Annotated in this window: 21 protein-coding genes; 12 read left to right on the plus strand and 9 right to left on the minus strand. The window is 73.6% G+C overall.

Features of this window, described 5'->3' with window-relative positions; translation table 11 throughout:
• The first annotated feature begins 105 nt into the window (after positions 1-105).
• Positions 106-1443: a COG1361 family protein gene (locus PV341_RS04125; protein ID WP_500356724.1), complete on the plus strand. Its 1338-nt coding sequence runs from the start codon at positions 106-108 to the stop codon at positions 1441-1443.
• A gap of 59 nt (positions 1444-1502) precedes the next feature.
• Here PV341_RS04125 and PV341_RS04130 read toward each other — a convergent pair whose 3' ends face one another.
• The 3 genes from PV341_RS04130 to paaI form a co-directional block, all read right to left on the minus strand.
• Positions 1503-2300, minus strand: a complete 798-nt coding sequence (locus PV341_RS04130; RefSeq protein WP_500323376.1) for an ArsR/SmtB family transcription factor — start codon at positions 2298-2300, stop codon at positions 1503-1505.
• Positions 2301-2430: 130 nt separating this feature from the next.
• Positions 2431-3777: a phenylacetate--CoA ligase PaaK gene (gene paaK, locus PV341_RS04135; RefSeq protein WP_500356725.1), complete on the minus strand. Its 1347-nt coding sequence runs from the start codon at positions 3775-3777 to the stop codon at positions 2431-2433.
• Positions 3774-4187, minus strand: a complete 414-nt coding sequence (gene paaI / locus PV341_RS04140) for a hydroxyphenylacetyl-CoA thioesterase PaaI (RefSeq protein ID WP_326571081.1) — start codon at positions 4185-4187, stop codon at positions 3774-3776. Before paaI ends, paaK begins: the two co-directional genes overlap by 4 nt.
• A gap of 108 nt (positions 4188-4295) precedes the next feature.
• Between paaI and PV341_RS04145 the strand changes: the two genes are divergently transcribed.
• The 7 genes from PV341_RS04145 (at position 4296) to PV341_RS04175 (ending at position 10397) form a co-directional block, all read left to right on the plus strand.
• Complete coding sequence (locus PV341_RS04145) at positions 4296-5501, plus strand: thiolase family protein (protein WP_500323379.1); 1206 nt, start codon at positions 4296-4298, stop codon at positions 5499-5501.
• Between the two features lie 110 nt (positions 5502-5611).
• Complete coding sequence (paaA, locus tag PV341_RS04150; protein WP_500323380.1) at positions 5612-6595, plus strand: 1,2-phenylacetyl-CoA epoxidase subunit PaaA; 984 nt, start codon at positions 5612-5614, stop codon at positions 6593-6595.
• Positions 6592-6900 (plus strand): 1,2-phenylacetyl-CoA epoxidase subunit PaaB, encoded by a 309-nt coding sequence (gene paaB / locus PV341_RS04155; RefSeq protein WP_319136252.1) that lies wholly within the window; start codon positions 6592-6594, stop codon positions 6898-6900. Before paaA ends, paaB begins: the two co-directional genes overlap by 4 nt.
• A gap of 9 nt (positions 6901-6909) precedes the next feature.
• Positions 6910-7767, plus strand: a complete 858-nt coding sequence (gene paaC, locus PV341_RS04160) for a 1,2-phenylacetyl-CoA epoxidase subunit PaaC (RefSeq protein ID WP_500323382.1) — start codon at positions 6910-6912, stop codon at positions 7765-7767.
• Positions 7764-8285, plus strand: coding sequence for a 1,2-phenylacetyl-CoA epoxidase subunit PaaD (gene paaD / locus PV341_RS04165; protein WP_500356727.1), 522 nt, complete (start codon positions 7764-7766; stop codon positions 8283-8285). The genes paaC and paaD overlap by 4 nt, the downstream gene beginning before the upstream one ends.
• A complete protein-coding gene (paaE, locus tag PV341_RS04170; RefSeq protein ID WP_500356728.1) occupies positions 8285-9394 on the plus strand; it encodes a 1,2-phenylacetyl-CoA epoxidase subunit PaaE in 1110 nt (369 codons plus the stop codon). The genes paaD and paaE overlap by 1 nt, the downstream gene beginning before the upstream one ends.
• A gap of 70 nt (positions 9395-9464) precedes the next feature.
• Positions 9465-10397 carry an anti-sigma factor RsbA family regulatory protein gene (locus tag PV341_RS04175; RefSeq protein ID WP_500356738.1) on the plus strand — a complete coding sequence of 311 codons (933 nt, stop codon included), beginning with the start codon at positions 9465-9467 and terminating at the stop codon, positions 10395-10397.
• A 65-nt stretch (positions 10398-10462) separates the two neighbouring features.
• Here PV341_RS04175 and PV341_RS04180 read toward each other — a convergent pair whose 3' ends face one another.
• The 6 genes from PV341_RS04180 to PV341_RS04205 all read right to left on the minus strand — a co-directional run bounded on the left by PV341_RS04180 (position 10463) and on the right by PV341_RS04205 (position 14786).
• The gene (locus PV341_RS04180; protein WP_499515564.1) at positions 10463-10648 is read right to left on the minus strand and encodes a CsbD family protein; all 186 of its coding nucleotides are present in this window, start codon (positions 10646-10648) and stop codon (positions 10463-10465) included.
• Positions 10563-11444, minus strand: coding sequence for a YhjD/YihY/BrkB family envelope integrity protein (locus PV341_RS04185; RefSeq protein ID WP_500323387.1), 882 nt, complete (start codon positions 11442-11444; stop codon positions 10563-10565). Before PV341_RS04185 ends, PV341_RS04180 begins: the two co-directional genes overlap by 86 nt.
• Before the next feature lie 167 nt (positions 11445-11611).
• Positions 11612-12760 carry an iron-containing redox enzyme family protein gene (locus PV341_RS04190; protein ID WP_500323389.1) on the minus strand — a complete coding sequence of 383 codons (1149 nt, stop codon included), beginning with the start codon at positions 12758-12760 and terminating at the stop codon, positions 11612-11614.
• Positions 12717-13973 (minus strand): carboxylate-amine ligase, encoded by a 1257-nt coding sequence (locus PV341_RS04195; protein ID WP_500356730.1) that lies wholly within the window; start codon positions 13971-13973, stop codon positions 12717-12719. Before PV341_RS04195 ends, PV341_RS04190 begins: the two co-directional genes overlap by 44 nt.
• Positions 13974-14049: 76 nt before the next feature.
• A complete protein-coding gene (locus tag PV341_RS04200; protein ID WP_499515568.1) occupies positions 14050-14511 on the minus strand; it encodes an SRPBCC family protein in 462 nt (153 codons plus the stop codon).
• A gap of 128 nt (positions 14512-14639) precedes the next feature.
• Positions 14640-14786, minus strand: coding sequence for a hypothetical protein (locus PV341_RS04205; RefSeq protein ID WP_500356731.1), 147 nt, complete (start codon positions 14784-14786; stop codon positions 14640-14642).
• A gap of 177 nt (positions 14787-14963) precedes the next feature.
• On the opposite strand from PV341_RS04205, the gene PV341_RS04210 reads away from it, so the two are divergent.
• The 4 genes from PV341_RS04210 to PV341_RS04225 all read left to right on the plus strand — a co-directional run bounded on the left by PV341_RS04210 (position 14964) and on the right by PV341_RS04225 (position 20141).
• Entirely contained in the window at positions 14964-15404 is a 441-nt protein-coding gene (locus tag PV341_RS04210) for an Lrp/AsnC family transcriptional regulator (RefSeq protein WP_361803599.1), read from the plus strand.
• Positions 15405-15498: 94 nt separating this feature from the next.
• Positions 15499-17157, plus strand: coding sequence for an amidohydrolase (locus tag PV341_RS04215; RefSeq protein WP_500356732.1), 1659 nt, complete (start codon positions 15499-15501; stop codon positions 17155-17157).
• Positions 17158-17691: 534 nt separating this feature from the next.
• A complete protein-coding gene (gene lnt, locus PV341_RS04220; RefSeq protein ID WP_500323395.1) occupies positions 17692-19350 on the plus strand; it encodes an apolipoprotein N-acyltransferase in 1659 nt (552 codons plus the stop codon).
• A complete protein-coding gene (locus PV341_RS04225) occupies positions 19347-20141 on the plus strand; it encodes a polyprenol monophosphomannose synthase (protein WP_500323396.1) in 795 nt (264 codons plus the stop codon). The genes lnt and PV341_RS04225 overlap by 4 nt, the downstream gene beginning before the upstream one ends.
• The last annotated feature ends 7 nt before the right edge of the window (positions 20142-20148 follow it).

The following is a 20148-nucleotide window of genomic DNA, read 5'->3' on the forward strand; positions in this document are numbered from 1 at the left end:
CTTGAGCTGGAAGGGCGTACAACCTTTGCTCTTCCTTGATCGTCATACGGGTGCACCGGAGACCCCGGTGCACCACTGATGTGGCCACACCCTTGGGGAAGAGTCATGCGATCTGACTCCGTCGGGCGCTCGCTGCGCCTCGGAGCCTCTGCCGTCGCGGCGGCCGGCCTGTTCGTGGCCGGTCTCGCCGTGCCCGCGCACGCCGCCGAGACCGACCAGCTGTGGATCAACGCACCGTCCGAACTGTCGCTGCCCTTCGGCACGGGCGGCGGAGAACCGCAGTCGCGGACGCTCGACATCGGCATCTACCACGACAACGACAACTTCACGGTCACCGAGGGCGAGGTCACCGTGGACATCTCCGGGGTCGCGGGCGTCGCGGAGGTGACCTGGCCGGAGAACTGCACGCCCAGCGGCACGATCGCCGTCTGTCACGTGCCCGAGGTGCCCGTGATCGGCGGCGACTACCGCAGGCAGATCCACCTCCCGGTACGCGCGGCGGACGGTGCGGCGAACGGGGCGTCCGGCCGGATCACCTACGAGGCGACCGCCGTCGGCGGCCCCGACGGCACCCTCACCGCCCCGCGGGGCGACTCCGACACCACGCTCACCGTCTCCTCCGGCCCGGACCTGTCGCTCGCGGAGATCGCCCCGGTCCAGCACGCCGCCCCCGGCGCCACGGTGCGGCTCCCGTTCGGGCTGACCAACAACGGCAACGAGAGCGCGCAGGGCTTCACGCTGAAGTTCATGGCCTCCTACGGCATCCAGAAGCTGACCAAGTACAAGCGCTGCACCTACACGACGTCGAACGACGGCGAGTACGCGCCGATGACCTTCGCGACGTGCACCTTCGACCGGGTGCTGGCGCCGGGGGACTCCTTCCGGCTGCCCAAGCAGCTCAAGGCGGTGCTCGCCCCGTACGCGATGAACGAGCGGCTCGACATCAGCGTCGAGCCCGGCGGGGGCGCCGAGGACCTCGAGAGCGATGACAACTACACGGTGGTCGGCGTCAGCGCCGACAACACCGCGGACTTCGCGGTGACCGGCGACGCGGTCACCGGTGCGGCGGGCGAGACGGTGACGGCCCGGCTCACGTTCCGCAACAACGGCCCGGCCTGGCTCGGCAACCTCGGCTCCGGCGACCCCGTCGCGAAGGTCCGGCTGATCGTCCCCGCGGGCACCAAGGTCACCGGCGTCCCGTCCGGCTGTGACCCGCACACCCTCTCCGGCGGCTACTACCCGCAGGAGACGGGGGCGCCGCGCTACGACTGCCCCCTGCCGTACTGGGTGCTGGAGAACACCGAGCGCTCGTACGACTTCTCGCTGCGGATCGACACCGTGGTGCCCGGCACGACCGGTGCCGTGAGCATCCACCCGGAGTTCGGCGAGTTCCCGTACGACCCGGACACCACCAACAACACGGCGGTCCTGGCGGTCAACTGACCCGACCCGCCCCGGCACGTGGTGCAGGAGCCTCCCGCACCACGTGCCCCGCGGGGCGGTCAGGGGCCTTGCGGTTCAGGCAGCGGCTCGCCCGTCTCCAGCAGCGTTTTCAGTCCCGAGATGAGGGCGGGCCAGCCCTGGGAGACCATGCCCAGCACCCCGCTGTCCGGGTCGTGGGCCTCGTGGACGACGGTCAGCCTGACCGTCTCCCCGAGCGGTTCGATCTCGAACGTCACCTGGGAGCGGCGATCCCCCGCCAGGCGGGCGCGGACCTCCTCGCTCACCCCCGCGTTCCGAGCCCACTGCGGGGTGAAGGTGTGCCAGGTGTAGGAGAGCCGGCGCGGCGGATCGGACTCCAGCACGACCTGGGCGGGATCGGCGGTGCGGGCGCCGCCCTCCTCCCAGACCATGGCCGAGCCGGCCGCCCAGTCGGTCTCGAAGGCGACGCCCCAGTAGCGGCGGGTGAACGCCTGGTCGGTCAGCGCCTGCCAGAGGCGCTCGGGCGTGGTGCGGACGTAGGTCGTGTAGACGAATGCGGACTCGCTCATGGGTGCCTGCTCCAATGCCCTCTGGAGGTCGGCGAGCGCCTGCGCGCGCTCGCGGTCGTACCGGTCGATCCATCGTTCGGCGACGGCGTTGATCGGTGCGGCGTTGAGGTAGTGCAGCTTCTCCCGGCCCCGCCGGACCGTGGTGACCAGCCGGGCCTCCTCCAGTACGGCCAGGTGCTTGCTGACCGACTGGCGGGCCATGTCCAGCCCCGCGCACAGCTCGCGCAGGGTCTGCCCGTTGCGTGCGTTGAGGCTGTCCAGCAGCCGCCGGCGGCTGGCGTCGGCCAGCGCCTTGAATACCTCGTCCATCCCGCTTCCCCGCCGTTCCGGAAATGCAGCCGTCCGGCTGCCTGTCGAACATAGGCAGCCGGACGGCTGCATGTCAACGCGGTGCGGCCGAGAGCGTGGGTGCGGGGGCGTGGGTGCGGAGGGCGCGCCGCTATCCGGCCCGCAGGTCCCGTACGCGGCGGATCTTGCCGACGGACCGCTCCACGGTGTCGGGGTCGACGACCGTCACCTCGACGCTGACGCCCACGCCGTCCTTGACGCCCGCCGCGATGGAGCGTGCCGCCTCCTCGCGCGGCGCGGCCCCGGCGTCGGGGCGCGCCTCGACGACGACCTCCATGTGGTCCATGCGGCCGCGCTTGGTGAGCCGGATCTGGAAGTGCGGGGCCACGCCGGGCGTGCGCAGCACGATCTCCTCGATCTGGCTGGGGAAGACGTTCACCCCACGCAGGATGATCATGTCGTCGGAGCGGCCGGTGATCTTCTGGATGCGGCGGAAGGCGGGGCGCGCGGTGCCGGGCAGCAGCCGGGTCAGGTCACGGGTGCGGTAACGGATGATCGGCAGCGCCTCCTTGGTGAGGGAGGTGAAGACCAGCTCGCCCTCCTCGCCCTCCGGTACCGGCTCGCCCGTGATCGGGTCCACCACCTCGGGGTAGAAGTGGTCCTCCCACACGTGCAGACCGTCCTTGGTCTCCACGCACTCCTGGGCGACGCCCGGGCCGATCACCTCGGACAGGCCGTAGATGTCGACGGCGTGGATGTCCATCCGCTCCTCGATCTCCCGGCGCATCTCCTCCGTCCACGGCTCCGCGCCGAAGATGCCGATCCGCAGCGAGGTGCCGCGCGGGTCGACGCCCTGGCGCTCGAACTCGTCCAGCAGGGTCAGCATGTACGACGGGGTGACCATGATGATCTCGGGCTGGAAGTCCTGGATGATCTGCACCTGACGGGCGGTCATGCCGCCGGAGGCGGGGATCACCGTGCACCCGGCGCGCTCCGCGCCGTAGTGCGCGCCCAGGCCGCCGGTGAACAGGCCGTAGCCGTAGGAGACGTGCACCTTGTGGCCGGGGCGCCCGCCGGCGGCGCGTATGGAACGGGCCACCACGTCGGACCACATGGACAGGTCGTTCTCGGTGTAGCCCACCACGGTCGGCAGGCCGGTCGTGCCACTGGAGGCGTGGACGCGGCGCACCTGGTCCATGGGCACGGCGAACATGCCGAAGGGGTAGTTTTCGCGCAGGTCGGCCTTGGTGGTGAACGGGAAGCGCGCCAGGTCGTCCAGGCTCGCGCAGTCCTCGGGGCGCAGCCCGGCCTCGTCGAACTTCTTCCGGTAGGCCTCGACGTTGTCGTACGCGTGGCGCAGTGTCGCCCGGAGCCGGGTGAGCTGCAGTTCCCGCAGCTCTCCGGGGCCCAGCTTCTCGGCGGCGTCCAGCAGGCCGTCGGGGAGCGGCTCTCCCAGGCGCGCCCCCGCGGTCGCCCGGTCCGTCGGCTCGCTGCTCATCCGTTCTCCTTCGTGCGTCCGATGCTGCGGCTGCGCCCGCGGAACTCCGCCACCACCTGGTCGCCCCGCAGGATGCTCACGTCGTAGATGCCGCTGCGGCCGAAGCGGGTGCGCTCTTGCGCGGTGGCGACCAGTTCGTCGCCCTCGTGGACGGGGGCGACGAAGGAGATGTCCGCCCCGGCGGCCACCGTCACCGGGCCGTGGCTGTTGCAGGCGCAGGCGAAGGCGGTGTCGGCGAACAGGAAGAGGTAGCCCCCGTGGGCGATCCCGTGCCCGTTGACCATCGCGGGCGTGACGGTCATGCGCAGCACGGCCGTCCCCTCGCCGGTCTCCAGCAGCTCGATGCCCAGGCTCTGCGACGCCTTGTCGGCGGCGAACATGCTCTCCGCCGGGCCCTGGGTCGCGTCCATGGCATCCCTCACGATCGTCACCACCCTTGTGAACCGACCGAACATTCGGTTAGCGTGCGGCACCCAAGGTAATCCAGCATCCGAACTGCCTGTCAAGAGGTGGAACGCATGTCCCAGCACCTCCCCGCGCGACCCGCAGACGAGGTCTTCCTGATCGACGGCGCGCGGACCCCGCAGGGCCGTTACGGCGGCGCCCTGGCCTCCGTGCGCCCCGACGACCTGGCGGCCCTGGTGGTCGGCGAGGCCGTGAGCCGCGCCGGGATCCCGGCCGGGGCCGTGGACGAGGTGATCCTCGGCGCCGCCAACCAGGCGGGCGAGGACAACCGCGACGTCGCCCGGATGGCCGTGCTGCTGGCCGGCCTGCCGCACACGGTGCCCGGCTACACCGTCAACCGGCTGTGCGCCTCCGGCCTCACCGCCGTGGCCTCGGCGGCGCAGGCGATCCGCTCCGGCGAGGCCGACCTGGTGGTCGCCGGCGGGGTGGAGTCCATGACCCGTGCCCCCTGGGTGATGGCCAAGCCCGGCACCCCGTGGGCCAAGCCGGGTGAGGTGCACGACACCTCCTTGGGCTGGCGCTTCACCAACCCGCGCTTCACCGCGAAGGACACGCTGTCCATGGGGGAGACCGCGGAGGAGGTCGCCGCCCTGGACGGGATCAGCCGCGCCGACTCCGACGCCTTCGCGCTGCGCAGCCACCGGCGGGCCGTCGCGGCTCAGGAGGCCGGCCGTTTCAACCGCGAGATCGTGCCGGTCGCCGTCAAGGACGGCGAGGTCACCCGTGACGAGGGCCCGCGTCCCTCCACCACCCTGGAGAAGCTCGGGACCCTGCGCACCATCTTCCGCAAGGACGGCATCGTGACCGCCGGCTCCTCCTCGCCGCTCTCCGACGGCGCCGCGGCCCTCGTGGTCGCCGGCCGCGCGGCCGTCGAGCGCTACGGCCTCACGCCCCGCGCCAGGATCGTCACCTCCGCCACCGCCGGGGTCGAGCCCCACCTCATGGGCCTCGGTCCCGTACCGGCGACGGAGAAGGCGCTCGCCCGCGCCGGATGGCAGACCGGCGACCTGGACGCCGTCGAACTCAACGAGGCCTTCGCCGCCCAGGCGCTCGCGGTCGTCCGCCGTCTGAAGCTGGACGAGGAGCGGGTCAACGCCGACGGCGGTGCGATCGCGCTCGGTCACCCGCTGGGCTGCTCGGGCGCCCGCATCCTGCTCACCCTCCTCGGCCGCCTGGAGCGCGAGGGCGGCCGCCGCGGCCTCGCCACCCTCTGCGTGGGAGTCGGCCAGGGTGTGGCGATGCTGGTGGAGCGGGTGTGAGCGCAGGCTTCGGAGGACCGCGGGCGACCGTCGTCCACAGGGCTTGCCGCTTGCGGCAAAGTTCGTCAGACTGTAACCGAACGAATGGTCGGTAGGGGAAGCTGGTATCGATGACCACACCGAACGCCACCGTGCCGGCGGAGGGCGCGCAGGCGCCGCTCCAGGAGCACTTCGACGCCACGATCGCGCGGGACCAGCGCATCGAGCCGCGGGACTGGATGCCCGACGGCTACCGCAGGACGCTGATCCGGCAGATCGCGCAGCACGCGCACTCGGAGATCATCGGCATGCAGCCCGAGGGCGAGTGGATCACCCGTGCCCCGTCGTTGCGCCGCAAGGCCATCCTGTTCGCGAAGGTCCAGGACGAGGCCGGCCACGGGCTGTACCTCTACTCGGCCGCCGAGACCCTGGGCATCGACCGCGCGGACCTCACGCAGCGTCTGATCGAGGGCCGCCAGAAGTACTCCTCGATCTTCAACTACCCGACCCTCAGCTTCGCCGACGTCGGCGTCATCGGCTGGTTCGTCGACGGCGCGGCGATCTGCAACCAGGTGCCGCTCTGCCGCTCCTCCTACGGGCCGTACGCCCGCGCCATGGTGCGCATCTGCAAGGAGGAGTCCTTCCACCAGCGCCAGGGCTACGAGCTGCTGATGACGATGATGCGCGGCACGCAGGCCCAGCGGGAGATGGTGCAGGACGCGGTGGACCGCTGGTGGTGGCCGTCGCTGATGATGTTCGGCCCGCCCGACGGCGACTCGCCCAACTCGGCCGCGTCGATGGCCTGGAAGATCAAGCGCCACAGCAACGACGAGCTGCGCCAGCGGTTCGTCGACATGACTGTCCCGCAGGCCGACAAGCTCGGCGTGACGCTGCCCGACCCGGAGCTGCGCTGGGACGAGGAGCGCGGCCGGCACGACTTCGGCACCCCCGACTGGTCGGAGCTGCAGCGAGTCATCAGCGGCGACGGGCCGTGCAACGCCGAGCGGATGGCACGCCGCCGCTCCGCACACGAGGAAGGCGCCTGGGTGCGCGAGGCCGCGACCGCCCACGCCGCCAAGCAGGCGGCCCGGGCAGAGGAAGGAGCCGTGGCATGAGCACCACCGGCGACAGCACGACCCGGGCCGAGTGGCCCCTGTACGAGGTGTTCGTCCGCGGCAAGCGCGGCCTGAACCACGTCCACGTCGGGTCCCTGCACGCGGCCGACGACCGCATGGCCCTCACCCACGCCCGCGACCTGTACACGCGGCGGAACGAGGGCGTGAGCATCTGGGTGGTGCGCTCGGAGCACATCGCCGCGTCCACGCGGGACGAGAAGGACCCCTTCTTCACGCCCAGCGCCGACAAGGTCTACCGGCACCCCACCTTCTACGACATCCCCGAAGACGTCCCCCACATCTAGGAGCAGGGCATGAGCGACGAGCACGTCTACCTGTCCCTGGCCGAGGGGCACGACGACAGTGACGCCCGCTGGGCCTTCGGCACCGGCTTCGAGGACCCGCTGCACGGCGTCGACACCGCCGTGCCCGACGGTGTGGACGCCGCGGAGCTGGCCGCCCACTGCCTGGCGCTGGGCGACGACGCCCTGGTGGGCGCCCAGCGCCTGGCCGAGTGGTGCACCCGCGCGCCGGAGCTGGAGGAGGAGGTGGCCCTCGCCAACATCGGGCTCGACCTGCTCGGCCAGGCCCGTCTGCTCTACTCCCGCGCCGGTCAGGTGGACGGCACCGGTCGCGACGAGGACGCCTACGCCTACTTCCGGGACGCCGCCGACTTCCGCAACGTCCGCCTGGCCGAACTTCCCTGCGGGGACTTCGCGTTCTCCATGGCCCGGCTGCTCGTCACGTCCTGCTGGCGGCTCGCCGTCTTCGAGCGGCTCGCCCGCTCCGCGCAGGACCCGGTGCTCGCCGCCGTCGCCGCCAAGGGCGTCAACGAGCTGACCTACCACCGGCAGTACGCCGCCGAGTGGGTGGTACGGCTCGGCGACGGCACCGAGGAGTCGCACCGCCGCATGCGGGCCGGCCTCGAACAGGTCGCCCCTTACCTGGAGGAGCTGTTCACGGCCGGCGCCACGTGCGGGGCCGACCCGGCCGGTGTGCGGGACGAGGTGACCGCCGCGCTGCGCCAGGTCACCGAGGCCGCCGGGCTGCGTCCGGTCCAGGCCGATCCCCTGCCCGGCCACGGCCGTGAGGGTGACCGCACCGAACACCTCGCCCCGCTGCTCGCGGAGTTGCAGGGCATCGCCCGCGCACACCCCGGAGCGGTCTGGTGAGCGCCGTGACCGTGCTCACCGACGCGCACCGGGCGGCCCGCGTGGCCGCCGAGGTGCCGGACCCCGAGCTGCCCATGCTGACCCTGGCCGACCTCGGCGTCCTGCGTGACGTCGAGGTCACCGGGGACGGCACGGTCGTGGCCGCCCTCACCCCCACCTACTCCGGCTGCCCGGCCATGGCGGAGATGCGCGCCGACGTGGCCGCCCGGCTGCGCGCCGCGGGCTTCGACCGGGTCGAGATCCGCACCGTGCTGGACCCGCCGTGGACGACCGACTGGATCACCCCCGAGGGCCGCCGCAAGCTCGCCGAGCACGGCATCGCACCTCCCGGTCCCGCGCCCCGGCGCGTCACCGGGCCGGTGCCGCTGGTGCTCACCGCCACCCGGCGCGACGTCGCCTGCCCCCGCTGCGGCTCGGCGGACACCGAGGAGACCTCGCGCTTCGCCGCCACCTCCTGCAAGGCCCTGTGGCGCTGCCGTGCCTGCCTGGAGCCGTTCGAGTACGTCAAGGAGATCTGATGGCCCCGACCATCCCCGCCCCGCAGGCGCCGGCCCCGCGGGTCCGCCGCCGCCCGGCCTTCCACGCCCTGCGGGTCGCCGCGGTCGAGCCGCTCTGCGAGGACGCCGCCGCCGTCAGCTTCGACATACCGCACGAGCTGGCCGGGGAGTTCGCCTTCGCGCCCGGTCAGTCCCTCACGCTGCGCCGCGAGGTCGACGGCCGGGACGAGCGACGCTCGTACTCCATCTGCTCGCCCGCCGGCGCCACCCCCCGCATCGGGGTGCGCGTGGTGCCCGGCGGCCTGTTCTCGTCGTGGCTGGTGCACGAGGTGCGCCCGGGCGACACCGTCGAGGTCATGGGCCCCACCGGTGCCTTCACCCCCGACCTCACCGCGCCCGGGCACCATGTGCTCATAGCCGCGGGCTCCGGCATCACCCCGATGCTCTCCATCGCCGAGTCCGTCCTCGCCGCCGACCTCGGGTCCCGGGTCACGCTCTTCTACGGCAACCGGCGCACCGACACCGTGATGTTCGCCGACGAGCTCGCCGAGCTGAAGGACCTGCACCCCGCCCGGTTCCAGCTCGCCCACGTGCTCTCACGGGAGCCGCGCGAGGCCGAGGTGCTCTCCGGCCGCCTCGACGCCGGACGGCTCGCCACCCTCGTCGAGGGCCTCGTCGACGTCCCGAACGCCGACCACTGGTGGCTGTGCGGCCCGCACGGCATGGTCGTCGACGCCCAGCAGGTCCTCGCCGGCCTCGGCGTGCCCGGGGAGCGGGTGCACCAGGAGCTGTTCTACGCGGACGACGAGCCGGTGACCCCGGTGCACCACGAGGACGCCGTGGCCGAGGGCCCGGTCAGCCAGGTCACCATCGTCCTCGACGGCCGTACGACCACGGCCGCCCTGCCCCGTGACCGCAGCGTCCTCGACGGCGCCCAGCGCACCCGCCCCGATCTGCCCTTCGCCTGCAAGGGCGGCGTCTGCGGTACCTGCCGCGCGCTCGTCGCCGACGGCAAGGCCGAGATGCGCCGCAACTTCGCCCTCGAGGCGTCCGAGGTCGACGCGGGCTACGTGCTGACCTGCCAGAGCTACGCGGAGTCCGACAACCTGACGGTCGACTACGACAGCTGACGCCTCGTCGGCACCCCCCGCCCCCCGGAGCCGGTTGGTAAGGTCGGCCCGGGGGTGGGAGGTGGACGACGTGCTGAGCGAGGTCGGCGAGGTCTCCGACGCCGGGCCGTTCGTGCACCCCGCGCTGTTCTACCGGAACGCACGGGAGTACACGGCCGTCACGGTGCCTTTCCTGCTGGACGGGATGGCCGCCGGGGAGCCGGTCGCGGTGGCCGTGCCCCCACCCCGTCTCGCCCAGTTGCGCGCCGCGTTGGGCCCGCGCGGCGCCGAGGTGCACTGGGTCGACATGGAGCGGGCCGGGCGCAATCCCGGCCGCATCATCCCCGGTGTGCTGCGGGCCTTCGCCGACACCCGGCCCACCGGACGGGTACGGATCATCGGGGAGCCCGTCTGGCCCGGGCGGAGCGCCCTGGAGTATCCGGCGTGCGCCCAGCACGAGGCACTGACCTTCGCCGGACGCCCCGTGACGATCCTGTGCCCCTACGACGCCGCCCGGCTGGACGCCGCGGTGCTGGCGGAGGCCCGCGCCACGCATCCCGTGGTGGTCGACGGCGGCCGCGAGGAACGCAGCGCGCACTACGCACCACGCCGGGTGATCGCCGCGCACAACCGGCTGCCGCACCCCCCGCACGGCGCCTTCGCCTTCGGCTTTGCGGAGCCGCAACTCGCCGACGCCCGGCACGTCGCGACGGCCCAGGCACACCGACTGGGCCTGGGCGGCGAGCGGCTCGCCGAGTTCTCCCTCGCCGCCGGCGAACTGATCACGAACAGCGTGCTGCACGGCGGCGGGTCGGGCGTCGTCCGCGTCTGGGCGGGAGACGATCACGTGGTGTGCGAGGTGCACGACCGCGGACGGCTGACCGACCCGCTCGCCGGCCGCCACCCCGCGTCACGGGACCGCCCCCACGGCAGGGGCCTGTTGATGGTCCACCGCATCGCCGACCTGGTGCGCCAGCGCACCGCAGGCGACGGCACCACCATCCGCTTCTACCTGCGAGCCTGACCGCCGGCGCGGGACCGGCGGGCGTGCGCGCCCGCCGGTCCCGCGGTCCGTGGTCACCAGAGCGGTCAGCGGCCGAAGACGTCCTTGCCCACGTCCTTGCCCTTCTCCACGGCCTGCTTGGCGTCGCTGCCGACTTGATCCTTCTTCCCCTTCATGCGCAGGCTCTCATTGCCGGTCACCTTGCCCGTGGCCTCCTCCGCTTTGCCCTTCATCTTCTGGCCGGTGTGCTTGACCTTCTTCTCGGCACCCATGGGGTTCTCCTTCCAGGGCTCGATCAGCGCTTCCCTCCGCCTGCCCGGAAGATCCTGAATGAAACCATTTGCTCGGATTCTGCAGATGGCGACCGAGCAAGGCGCCCCCGAACACCACGAAACCCACCCCGATCAGCCAGCACTGCACGATCAGCACCGTGCCGACGGCCCCGTAGGAGACGGCGTTGGTCACGATCAGCGGGGCGAACACGAAGGAGGAGAAGACCCGCAGCCCGATGAGGCCGACCATCGTCGCGACGGCCCCTGGCGCCAGCGCCGCCAACGGCACCTGCCCGGCCAGCAGGAAGTACTGGCCCCACCAGAAGAAGACGAAGCCCAGCACGACGGCCGTGCCGCCGCGGAACACCGTGTCCGGCCACCCCCCGCCCAGCACCACCCCGCTCTGCGCCTCCGCGAACAGGTACGCGGTCAGCGCCGCCAGCCACACCGCCCGCCGCCACACGTGGTGCCACGGAGTGGGCGGCACCTGCCAGATCCGGGTGTAGCCGACCTCGACGCAGGCCGCGAAGGAGAGCCCGAAGAGCGCCAGCGCCAGCAGGCTCAGACCGCTCGTGGAGCTGATCACCTTGCGTGGCGCGGCGAACAGCTCCCGCACGGCCTCCGCGGGCCGCGCCGACAGGCCCATGCCGTCCACGACCCACTGCGCGAAGCCGTTGCCGTGGAAGGGCAGGGCCGCGGCGACCACGATCAGCAGCGGGACCAGCGTCACCAGACCCAGTGCCGCGAACCCCATGGAGCGCTGCAGCAGCTCCAGTTCGCCCCCCTGGTGCCACATGCGGCCCGCCCGTGAGTCCCGCCACGACCGGTACGGATGCCGGAGCCACCGGGCCGCCCCACCTGCCATCGCGGGGGCCTCAGCGCACGGGGGCGCGGTCCGCCGCGAGGCGTGCCGTCTCCACCCGGGTTGCCAGGGGTTCTGAGCGCATGGCTCGTCCTCCTTGCTCAGGCCTGCTCGGCGGGCGGGACGCCGCTGCGGCTCGCTGCCCGGGCCTCATGGGGTGCACCTTCCCCGTACGACCCGGACGAACCGGACGGCACGGCGGGCTCCGGTACGGCGCGCAGCGAGGTGCGCCCGGCGCGCCACGCGCCCAGCAGGTGCTCCTCCAGGCGCCGCTCCACCAGCGCCATGGCGCGGATCCCCAGGACGACGTCGGCGGTGAGGTGAGGTTCGTGGGCCAACAGGTCGCCGATGACGTCGCGGCGCAGCACCTGCTCGTGCACGGCGTCGGCCTCGACGTGCTCCTCGTAGAAGTGCCGGCAGACGGCACCGCCGCCGAGCCGGTCGATCGCCTCCACCGTCCGGCGGGCGGACGGCGGGGTGGAGATCTCGGCGGCCGCGAAGTGCCCCACGAGCGCCCCGCGCAGTTCCCGGCGCAGGCCCAGCCAGGAGATCAGGTTCACCGTGGCGAGGGTGACGGCCGGTACGGCGTCCACGTAGTGGCCGTAGGAGGCGTCCAGCCCGGCGTCCCGGAGCAGGTCGGCGTAGAGCCGCGCGTGCACGCGTTCTCCGCGCCCGCTCCCGAACTCGTCGTACTCGACGGCCACGAGCGCGGCCTTCGCCCGGCCGGTGAGCCTCGGGATGACCCATGCGTGCGGATCGGCCTCCTTCAGCTGGTAGACCGACCGGTGCACGAAGTACTCCCGCAACTGCTCCCAGGTGCCCTCGTCGCGGAGGAAGTGCGACACACCGCGCCCGTCGCGCGGCTCGTGCAGCAGCCCCTCCAGTTCCCGGTCGAGGGCCGTGCGGGCCGCGGCGCCGCCCGGGGTGGCCGGCAGCTCGGCGCGGAGGGCCGCCCCGAAGGAGCCCTCCATGGCGCCGCGCAGCGCGAGCAGCCCCGGATCCCACTCCCAGCCGGGGTGCACCCCGGCGAAACCCCGGTAGTGGAGTTCGTAGCAGACGTGCAGCGCGAGCTGTACGTCCTCGCCGTACGGATCGGCGGCCTCGACCGCCCCGGTGGACACCGGAAGGGCGGTACCCGGCGGCCCCTGGGTGAGGGCGCCGAGCACGGCCCGGGAGAGGGGGCCGCGCGGTGCGGGCGGCGGGGGCTCAGCGGTCCGGGGACCGGTCGAGAGGTCGCAGACCGTGTCCATCGGGTCCTCCGTGGGTCGGTGCGGGGACGTCCTGGGCGTACGGGCGTCCGCCGGTGCCCCTGCCCGCTGACGCCGGGGGCATGCGGCCGTCCGTCGCCGTCTGCTCGACCAGCATGTCCACCGCGGCGCGGGGGCCGCCCGCCGCCGCGGCCCGCCGCTGCCGGTCGGCGCCGCTCCCCGTCCGGGCGAGGGCGGCCGTGGCCTCGCGGACGAAGGCCAGGTCGCCGGTGTCCTCCAGCGCGGGCGCGACGCGCCGCAGCAGCTCGTCACGCAGCGCCGTGGCGGGCACGCGGGTCTCCCGGACGGGATGGATCCCCGGGCCCGACATCCCGTAGCGGGCCGCCGACCAGAGCGCGGCCGCGGCGAGCTGAGCCGTCATGCGCGGGGCCGGGACGCTCCGGGAGAGGTCGTCGAGCGCCGTGCGCACGAGCGCCCGCGTGAGCGCGGCCTGCAACGCCGTCTCCCATGTCGCACCCAGCGCGTCCGCGACCCGGACCTCCACCGTGGGCAGCCGCGGCGAGGGCCTGGCCAGCCAGAACGTCATGGCGTGGTCCACCAGCACCCCGCAGGCCACCAGCCGGTCGACCTCGGCGTCGTGCTCCGCCGCCGACGCGAACCACGGGGGGATCCCGGAACCGGGGAACCGCGCCTGGTCCAGCACACGCCAGCTGGCGTAGCCGGAGTCGCGGCCCCGGTCGTAGGGCGAGTTGGCCGACAGCGCCAGCAGCGTCGGCAGCCACGGCCGCAGGTGGTTGAGGACCGCGACGGCGGTCTCCCGGTCCGGTACGCCCACGTGGACGTGGCAGCCGCAGGCCCGGTAGCCGGTCGCCTGGCTCTCGTAGATGCCGGCGTTCGCGGCGTAGCGCTCGCCCGCACTGATCCCGGAGGGGCCGTCCAGTACGGGCGTTCCCGAAGAGACCAGCCGCGTGCCCTCGGCGGCGGCGGCGTCGGCCAGCAGGCGGCGCGTGGCCGCCAGCTGGCCGGTCAGCTCGGACAGGTGCGTGGCCACCCCGGTGGCCGACTCGATCTGCGCGGCCGACAGCTCGTGCTGCAGCGCGACGCCCGGGGCGGGCGGCGGCACGCACGAGGCCCGGGCGATGACGGCGGCCGCGCCGTCGACCAGCCGTCCGGTCCGCGGGTCGACCAGCAGGAACTCCTCCTCGACCCCGAAGGTCAGGCCGCCCGCCGGCGCCCGGTCGTCCACATCGCCCATGCACCCCCCTTACCCCGCCCGCACCGTGCCGGACCCGAACGGCCGCACGCGGAGGCCCCAGAGGCGGGCACGGGGGTCATCCGCCCGGGGCGACACGACCGCGCCACGCGCCCGTCTCGCTGCCCCGTTCCTCGATGAAGTGCTTGAAGCGCCGCAGGTCGCCCCGGGCCCGCCGGTCCACGACGCCGAGCGCGTCGGCCGCCTTCTCCGCGAGGCCGGAGGTCTGGAGCTCCATGGCCAGGTTGACCCGGGTGTGCGAGGCGTCCAGCTCCTGGAACGTCACGACGCCGCGCTGCCGGACGTCCCCGGTGACGGTGCGCCACGCGACCCGCTCGTCCGGCAGCTGGTCGATGATCTCCGTGTCGAATTCCCGGCGGGCACCGGCGACGTTCGTCACCCAGTGGTTGTGCCGGTCGTCGACCTGCGTCACCTGTTCCACGCCCTCCATGAAGTTCGGGAACTCCTCGAACTGCGTCCACTGGTTGTACGCGGTGTGCAGCGGGACGTCGACGTCGACGGATTCGCTGATCGTGCCCATGGGTCCGCTCCTTCCGAGGAATCGTCGCTGGGTCGGCTTCCCGGTGCGGATGTGCCTAATCGTCCTGATCCGGCGGTCGCCGGGTCCTATGTCTGGTGCGGTGCCCTCGGGTAGGGCAGCCGCGCCGGTCACCGGCTCGTGTCGAGGAGGGCAGCCGCGTGGGCGGGACCGCTGAAGCGGTCCGCGGGGCGGATCCGGGCGCCGCCGCCCGACAGGCCGCGGCCCGTACGGGATGCGGCCGGCGGCCGGCACTCCTGCGCGTCCGGACTTGCCACGGGTGGCAGGCGACGAGCGCACGGCCAGTGCGGGCTGCGCGGCCCCTCCCCGTCGGCGCCGCCGCCGTGCTCACCCCGGCCCCGGCAGGTCGGCTCCGCGCCGCCGCCGCTCGCGCCCGGCCGGGACGGGGCGGCCGGATACCGTCGGCGTCCGGGGACCCTGTAGGTTCTTGCGCTGTGGAGGAGCTGGACCGGCAGATCGTGGAACTTCTCGTGGCCGACGGGCGCATGAGCTACACCGACCTGGGCAAGGCCACCGGCCTGTCCACGTCCGCGGTGCACCAGCGCGTACGGCGCCTGGAGCAGCGCGGGGTGATCCGCGGGTACGCGGCGATCGTGGACCCGGAGTCGGTGGGGCTGTCGCTGACGGCGTTCATCTCGGTGAAGCCCTTCGACCCGAGCGCACCCGACGACATCGCCGACCGTCTTGCCGAGGTCCCCGAGATCGAGGCGTGCCACAGCGTCGCGGGGGAGGAGAACTACATCCTCAAGGTCCGGGTGGCCACCCCGATCGAGCTGGAGCACCTGCTCGCGAAGATCCGCACCCTGGCCGGGGTCTCCACCCGCACCACGGTGGTCCTCTCCACGCCGTACGAGGCGCGCCCACCGCGCGTCTGAGGCCCCACGGCCCCCTGACCCACCGCACGATCCCGTCCCCTCGCCCCCACCGGGGCCCGGGCGGGCCCAACATCACATCGCGAGGCGAAACCCAGTGCCGCACACCACGAACGAGCCGACCACCAGCGGATCCGGCGCGAGCCGCACCGTGCTGCTGCGCGGCGGCAACGTCTACAGCCCCGCCGACCCCTTCGCGACGGCCATGGTCGTCGACGGCGGCACGGTCGCCTGGCTCGGCTCGGAGGGCGCCGCGGAGTCCTTCGCCGCGGGCGTCGACGAGGTGGTCGACCTCGCCGGTGCGCTGGTCACCCCCGCGTTCACCGACGCCCACGTGCACACCACCGCCACCGGCCTGGCGCTGACCGGCCTCGACCTGGCCCCCGCCCGCGACCTGACCGACGCCCTCGCCAGGGTCGCCGCGTACGCGCAGGCCAACCCCGGCCACCGGGTGCTGCTCGGCCACGGCTGGGACGAGAGCCGCTGGCCGGGGCAGCGCCCGCCGACCCGCGCGGAACTCGACGCGGCGACCGGCGGCCGCCCCCTGTACCTGACCCGCGCCGACGTCCACTCGGCGGTCGTCACCACCGCCCTGCTGGCGCTGGTCCCCGATGTCGGGACGATGGCCGGCCACCACCCCGACGGGCCGCTCACCCGCGACGCCCACCACGCGGTCCGGCGCGCGGCCTACGGCGCCGTCACGCCCGCGCAGCGTGCCGCCGCGCAGCGCACCGCACTCGCCCACGCCGCCTCGCTCGGCATCAGCGCCGTCCACGAGTGCGCGGGCCCGGACATCTCCTCCGAGGACGACCTCACCGCGCTGCTGCGGCTGGCCGCGGCCGAGCCCGGGCCGCGCGTGTACGGCTACTGGGCCGAGGCCGTGACCGGCGCCGAGGACCTGGAGCGGATCCGGGACCTGGGCGCCGTCGGCGCGGGCGGCGACCTCTTCGTGGACGGCTCCATCGGCTCCCGCACGGCCTGCCTGCACGCCCCGTACACCGACGCCCCCGCCGTCGGCGGCACCGCCTACCTGGACGCCGCGGCGATCGCCGACCACGTGGCCCTGTGCACCGAGGCGGGGGTGCAGGCGGGTTTCCACGCGATCGGGGACGCCGCCGTGGCCGCCGTCGCGGAGGGGATGCGCGAGGCCGCCCGCCGGGTGGGCCTGGACCGCGTGCGCGCGCTGCGGCACCGCGTCGAGCACGCCGAGATGATGACCGAGGACACCGTCGCCGCCTTCGCGGAGCTGGGCCTGGTCGCCTCCGTGCAGCCCGCCTTCGACGCCGCCTGGGGCGGTGAGGACGGCATGTACGCCCAGCGGCTCGGCGCCGAACGGGCCCGCACCCTCAACCCGTTCGCCGCCATGACCCGGGCCGGGGTGCCCCTGGCCCTCGGTTCCGACAGCCCGGTCACGCCGCTCGACCCCTGGGGCACGGTGCGCGCCGCCGCCTTCCACCGGACCCTCGAGCACCGCATCTCCGTCCGCGGCGCGTTCAACGCGCACACCCGCGGCGGCTGGCGCGCCGTGGGCCGCGACGACGCGGGCGTCCTCGTGCCCGGCGCACCCGCGGACTACGTGGTGTGGCAGGCCGGTGACCTCGTGGTCCAGGCCCCCGACGAGCGGGTCGCCAACTGGTCCACCGACCCGCGCTCCGGCACCCCCGGGCTGCCCGAACTCACCCCCGGGCTGCCGCTGCCGACGGCGCTGCGCACGGTGGTCGGAGGCCGTACGGTCTTCGCACGGCCGAACGAGTGACGGGTCAACGGCCGATGCCCCCGAACGGTTCTCCGTCGGGATGGCGTGGAACTTTCCCCGGCCTCGCGTTGACCTGCTGATTTGGTCAATCCGCGCAGGTCAAACGGCTGTTGACAGGCGACGGTCGGGGGCGAGTAGGTTCGGCCGGGTCCACCACCGGACGTCCGACCGGATCTCCGTGCGCCGACGGCCGCAGCTGGGCCACGGGGCGTCGCGCCGTACGGCGTGCGCCACTGGCAGCCAGGTCCAGCGCTCGCGGCACGGAACGCGGTCCGCCTCAACGAGAGGCTCCGCCCGGTCGGCAGGTGTGACCCGGGAGGGGCCCGGACGCCCAGTAGACAACGGCCTTGTCGCCGATCCGCAGCCAGCGGGTCCCAGGTCGGCCCGAAGGGCGTTCCGGGCCCCGAGCAGTTCACGCCCCTCCCGCGCCGCGGGTCCGCCGCGGGAGGCTTTGCCCGCCCGGGGTCCGCGGACAGGGCCGTTGGGGGTACGGTCACTGTCACACAGTGACCACCTGCAGGAAGGCCGCGTACCTTGCGACCGCGCTCCGACGCCGCACCGGCCCCCGCCGCGCCGCCGGCGACGTCCGTAGAACCGCCGCCGCCACCCGCTCCGGCACCCGGCCGCATCGCCCGCACGGCGCGCGCCGTACGGGCGAACGCGCGGCGGTCGGCGCTCGCTGCGCTGTGCGGCCTGGCCCTGGCGGCCGCGTTCCCCCCGTACGGGGTGTGGCCGCTGTCGGTCGCTGCCGTGGCCGGCCTGGCGCTGCTGACCCGGGGCCGTACCGCCCGCCAGGGCGCGTGGCTGGGCTTCGCCTTCGGACTGCCGTTCTTCGTGTGGCTCCTGCTGTGGCTGCGGGTGATCGGCTGGGACGCGGTCGTGGGCCTGTCCGTCATCGAGGCCGCCTTCGTCTCCGTGCTCGGCGCGGGTCTGGCGGTCACATCGCGGCTGCGCGCCTGGCCGCTGTGGGGCGCCTGCCTGTGGGTGGCGGAGGAACTCGTCAGGGACCGGCTGCCGTTCGGCGGCTTCCCGTGGGGCAGGCTGGCCTTCGCGAACACCGCCACCCCCTTCACCCCGCTCGCCGCGCTCGGCGGCGCACCGCTGGTGACCTTCGCCGTCGCGCTGTGCGGTTCGCTGCTGGCCGCGGCCGCGGTCGCCGTGTGGCGGCTGCGCAGGGGCCCGGTCGTCTTCGGCCCGCGCCGTCACGTGCCCGCCACGACGGCGGCGGTGCTGGCGGTGGCCACCTTCGCCGCCGGGTACGCGGTGCCGGTGCCCACCGCGGCCGACGACACCGTCCGGGTGGCCATCGTGCAGGGCAACGTCCAGCAGCCGGGCATGCACTTCCTGGGCCGGCCCCTGAAGATCCTCAACAACCACGTCGAGGCGACCCTGAAGCTCGCCGAGGACGTCAAGGCGGGCCGTGCGCCCAAGCCCGATCTGGTGATCTGGCCGGAGAACTCCTCCGACATGGACCCGTTCTCCGAGCCCCAGGCCTACGCCCTGATCACCAAGGCGGTCCGCGCCGTCGGCGTCCCCGTCCTCGTCGGCGCCCTGGTCGACGGCCCGGACGCGGACCACGTCCAGAACGAGGGCATCGTCTGGGACCCGGAGAGCGGTCCCGGCGACCACTACACCAAGCAGCACCCGGTCCCCTTCGGCGAGTACGTGCCCTTCCGCGAGCAGCTCACCAAGGTCATCAAACGGCTCGACCAGGTCCCGCGCGACTTCTACCCGGGCAAGGGCAGCGGTGTCCTGCAGATCGGCCCGGCGAAGCTCGGCGACGTCATCTGCTTCGAGGTGGCGTACGACGGGATCGTCCACGACACCGTCACCGCGGGCGCCCGCGCCCTGGTCATCCAGACCAACAACGCCACCTACGGCCGCACCGGCCAGCCCGAGCAGCAACTGGCGATGTCCCGGCTGCGCGCCGTCGAGCACGGCCGCGCCGTGGTCACGGCGGCGACGAGCGGCATCACCGCCGTCGTCGCCCCCGACGGGCGGATCGAGCAGCAGACCGAGGAGTTCACGCAGACCGTGCTCAGCGCCCGGCTGCCGCTCCGCGACGATCTGACCGTCGCCGACCGCGTCGGCTCCGCTCCCGAATGGACCCTCGCTATGGTGGGCCTGCTGTCCTGGGCCGCGGCGATCATGCTGGGCAGGCGAGGACGTACCGAGACGGAGGAACAGCAGTGAGCGATGGCGGTGGGGTCACCCGTGGCGCAGCCCAGGGGAGGGCCTTCGGGCCGCTCGGCTCGGTTCTCGTGATCATCCCGACGTACAACGAGGCCGACAACGTCAAGCCGATCGTCGCCCGGGTCCGCGCGGCCGTGCCCGAGGCGCACGTCCTCGTCGCCGACGACAACAGCCCCGACGGCACCGGCAAGCTCGCCGACGAGCTGGCCGCCGCCGACGACCACGTCCACGTGCTGCACCGCAAGGGCAAGGAGGGGCTGGGCGCCGCCTACCTGGCCGGCTTCCGCTGGGGCATCGAGCGGGACTACGGCGTGCTCGTCGAGATGGACGCCGACGGCTCGCACCAGCCGGAGGAGCTGCCGCGTCTGCTGACCGCGCTCAAGGGCGCCGACGTGGTGCTCGGCTCCCGCTGGATCCCCGGCGGCCGGGTGGTCAACTGGCCGAAGTCCCGCGAGTTCCTGTCGCGCGGCGGCAGCACCTACTCGCGGCTGCTCCTCGACGTGCCGCTGCGCGACGTGACGGGGGGCTACCGGGCGTTCCGCAAGGAGACGCTGCTGGGCCTGGGCATGGAGGAGGTGGCCTCCCAGGGCTACTGCTTCCAGGTCGACCTCGCCCGGCGCGCGGTGACGTCCGGCTTCCACGTCGTCGAGGTCCCCATCACCTTCGTGGAGCGGGAACGCGGCGACAGCAAGATGAGCCGGGAGATCGTCGCCGAGGCGCTGTGGCGGGTCACCGCCTGGGGCGTCGGCTCCCGTGTGAAGCGGCTGACGTCCGGGCGGCGCCGCGGCTGACCGGCCC

This window comes from Streptomyces sp. PA03-1a, from assembly GCF_033792805.1.
Classification (GTDB): domain Bacteria; phylum Actinomycetota; class Actinomycetes; order Streptomycetales; family Streptomycetaceae; genus Actinacidiphila.

What these genes read in the sequence shown, in the direction of transcription:
- paaC (WP_500323382.1), top strand. Translation starts at nt 6,910, where the DNA reads ATGAGCGACGAGCACGTCTACCTGTCCCTGGCCGAGGGGCACGACGAC.
- PV341_RS04130 (WP_500323376.1), bottom strand. Translation starts at nt 2,300, where the DNA reads ATGGACGAGGTATTCAAGGCGCTGGCCGACGCCAGCCGCCGGCGGCTG.
- paaE (WP_500356728.1), top strand. Translation starts at nt 8,285, where the DNA reads ATGGCCCCGACCATCCCCGCCCCGCAGGCGCCGGCCCCGCGGGTCCGC.
- PV341_RS04200 (WP_499515568.1), bottom strand. Translation starts at nt 14,511, where the DNA reads ATGGGCACGATCAGCGAATCCGTCGACGTCGACGTCCCGCTGCACACC.
- PV341_RS04180 (WP_499515564.1), bottom strand. Translation starts at nt 10,648, where the DNA reads ATGGGTGCCGAGAAGAAGGTCAAGCACACCGGCCAGAAGATGAAGGGC.
- PV341_RS04125 (WP_500356724.1), top strand. Translation starts at nt 106, where the DNA reads ATGCGATCTGACTCCGTCGGGCGCTCGCTGCGCCTCGGAGCCTCTGCC.
- PV341_RS04185 (WP_500323387.1), bottom strand. Translation starts at nt 11,444, where the DNA reads ATGTGGCACCAGGGGGGCGAACTGGAGCTGCTGCAGCGCTCCATGGGG.
- PV341_RS04190 (WP_500323389.1), bottom strand. Translation starts at nt 12,760, where the DNA reads ATGGACACGGTCTGCGACCTCTCGACCGGTCCCCGGACCGCTGAGCCC.
- paaA (WP_500323380.1), top strand. Translation starts at nt 5,612, where the DNA reads ATGACCACACCGAACGCCACCGTGCCGGCGGAGGGCGCGCAGGCGCCG.
- paaK (WP_500356725.1), bottom strand. Translation starts at nt 3,777, where the DNA reads ATGAGCAGCGAGCCGACGGACCGGGCGACCGCGGGGGCGCGCCTGGGA.
- PV341_RS04145 (WP_500323379.1), top strand. Translation starts at nt 4,296, where the DNA reads ATGTCCCAGCACCTCCCCGCGCGACCCGCAGACGAGGTCTTCCTGATC.
- paaI (WP_326571081.1), bottom strand. Translation starts at nt 4,187, where the DNA reads ATGGACGCGACCCAGGGCCCGGCGGAGAGCATGTTCGCCGCCGACAAG.
- PV341_RS04195 (WP_500356730.1), bottom strand. Translation starts at nt 13,973, where the DNA reads ATGGGCGATGTGGACGACCGGGCGCCGGCGGGCGGCCTGACCTTCGGG.
- paaB (WP_319136252.1), top strand. Translation starts at nt 6,592, where the DNA reads ATGAGCACCACCGGCGACAGCACGACCCGGGCCGAGTGGCCCCTGTAC.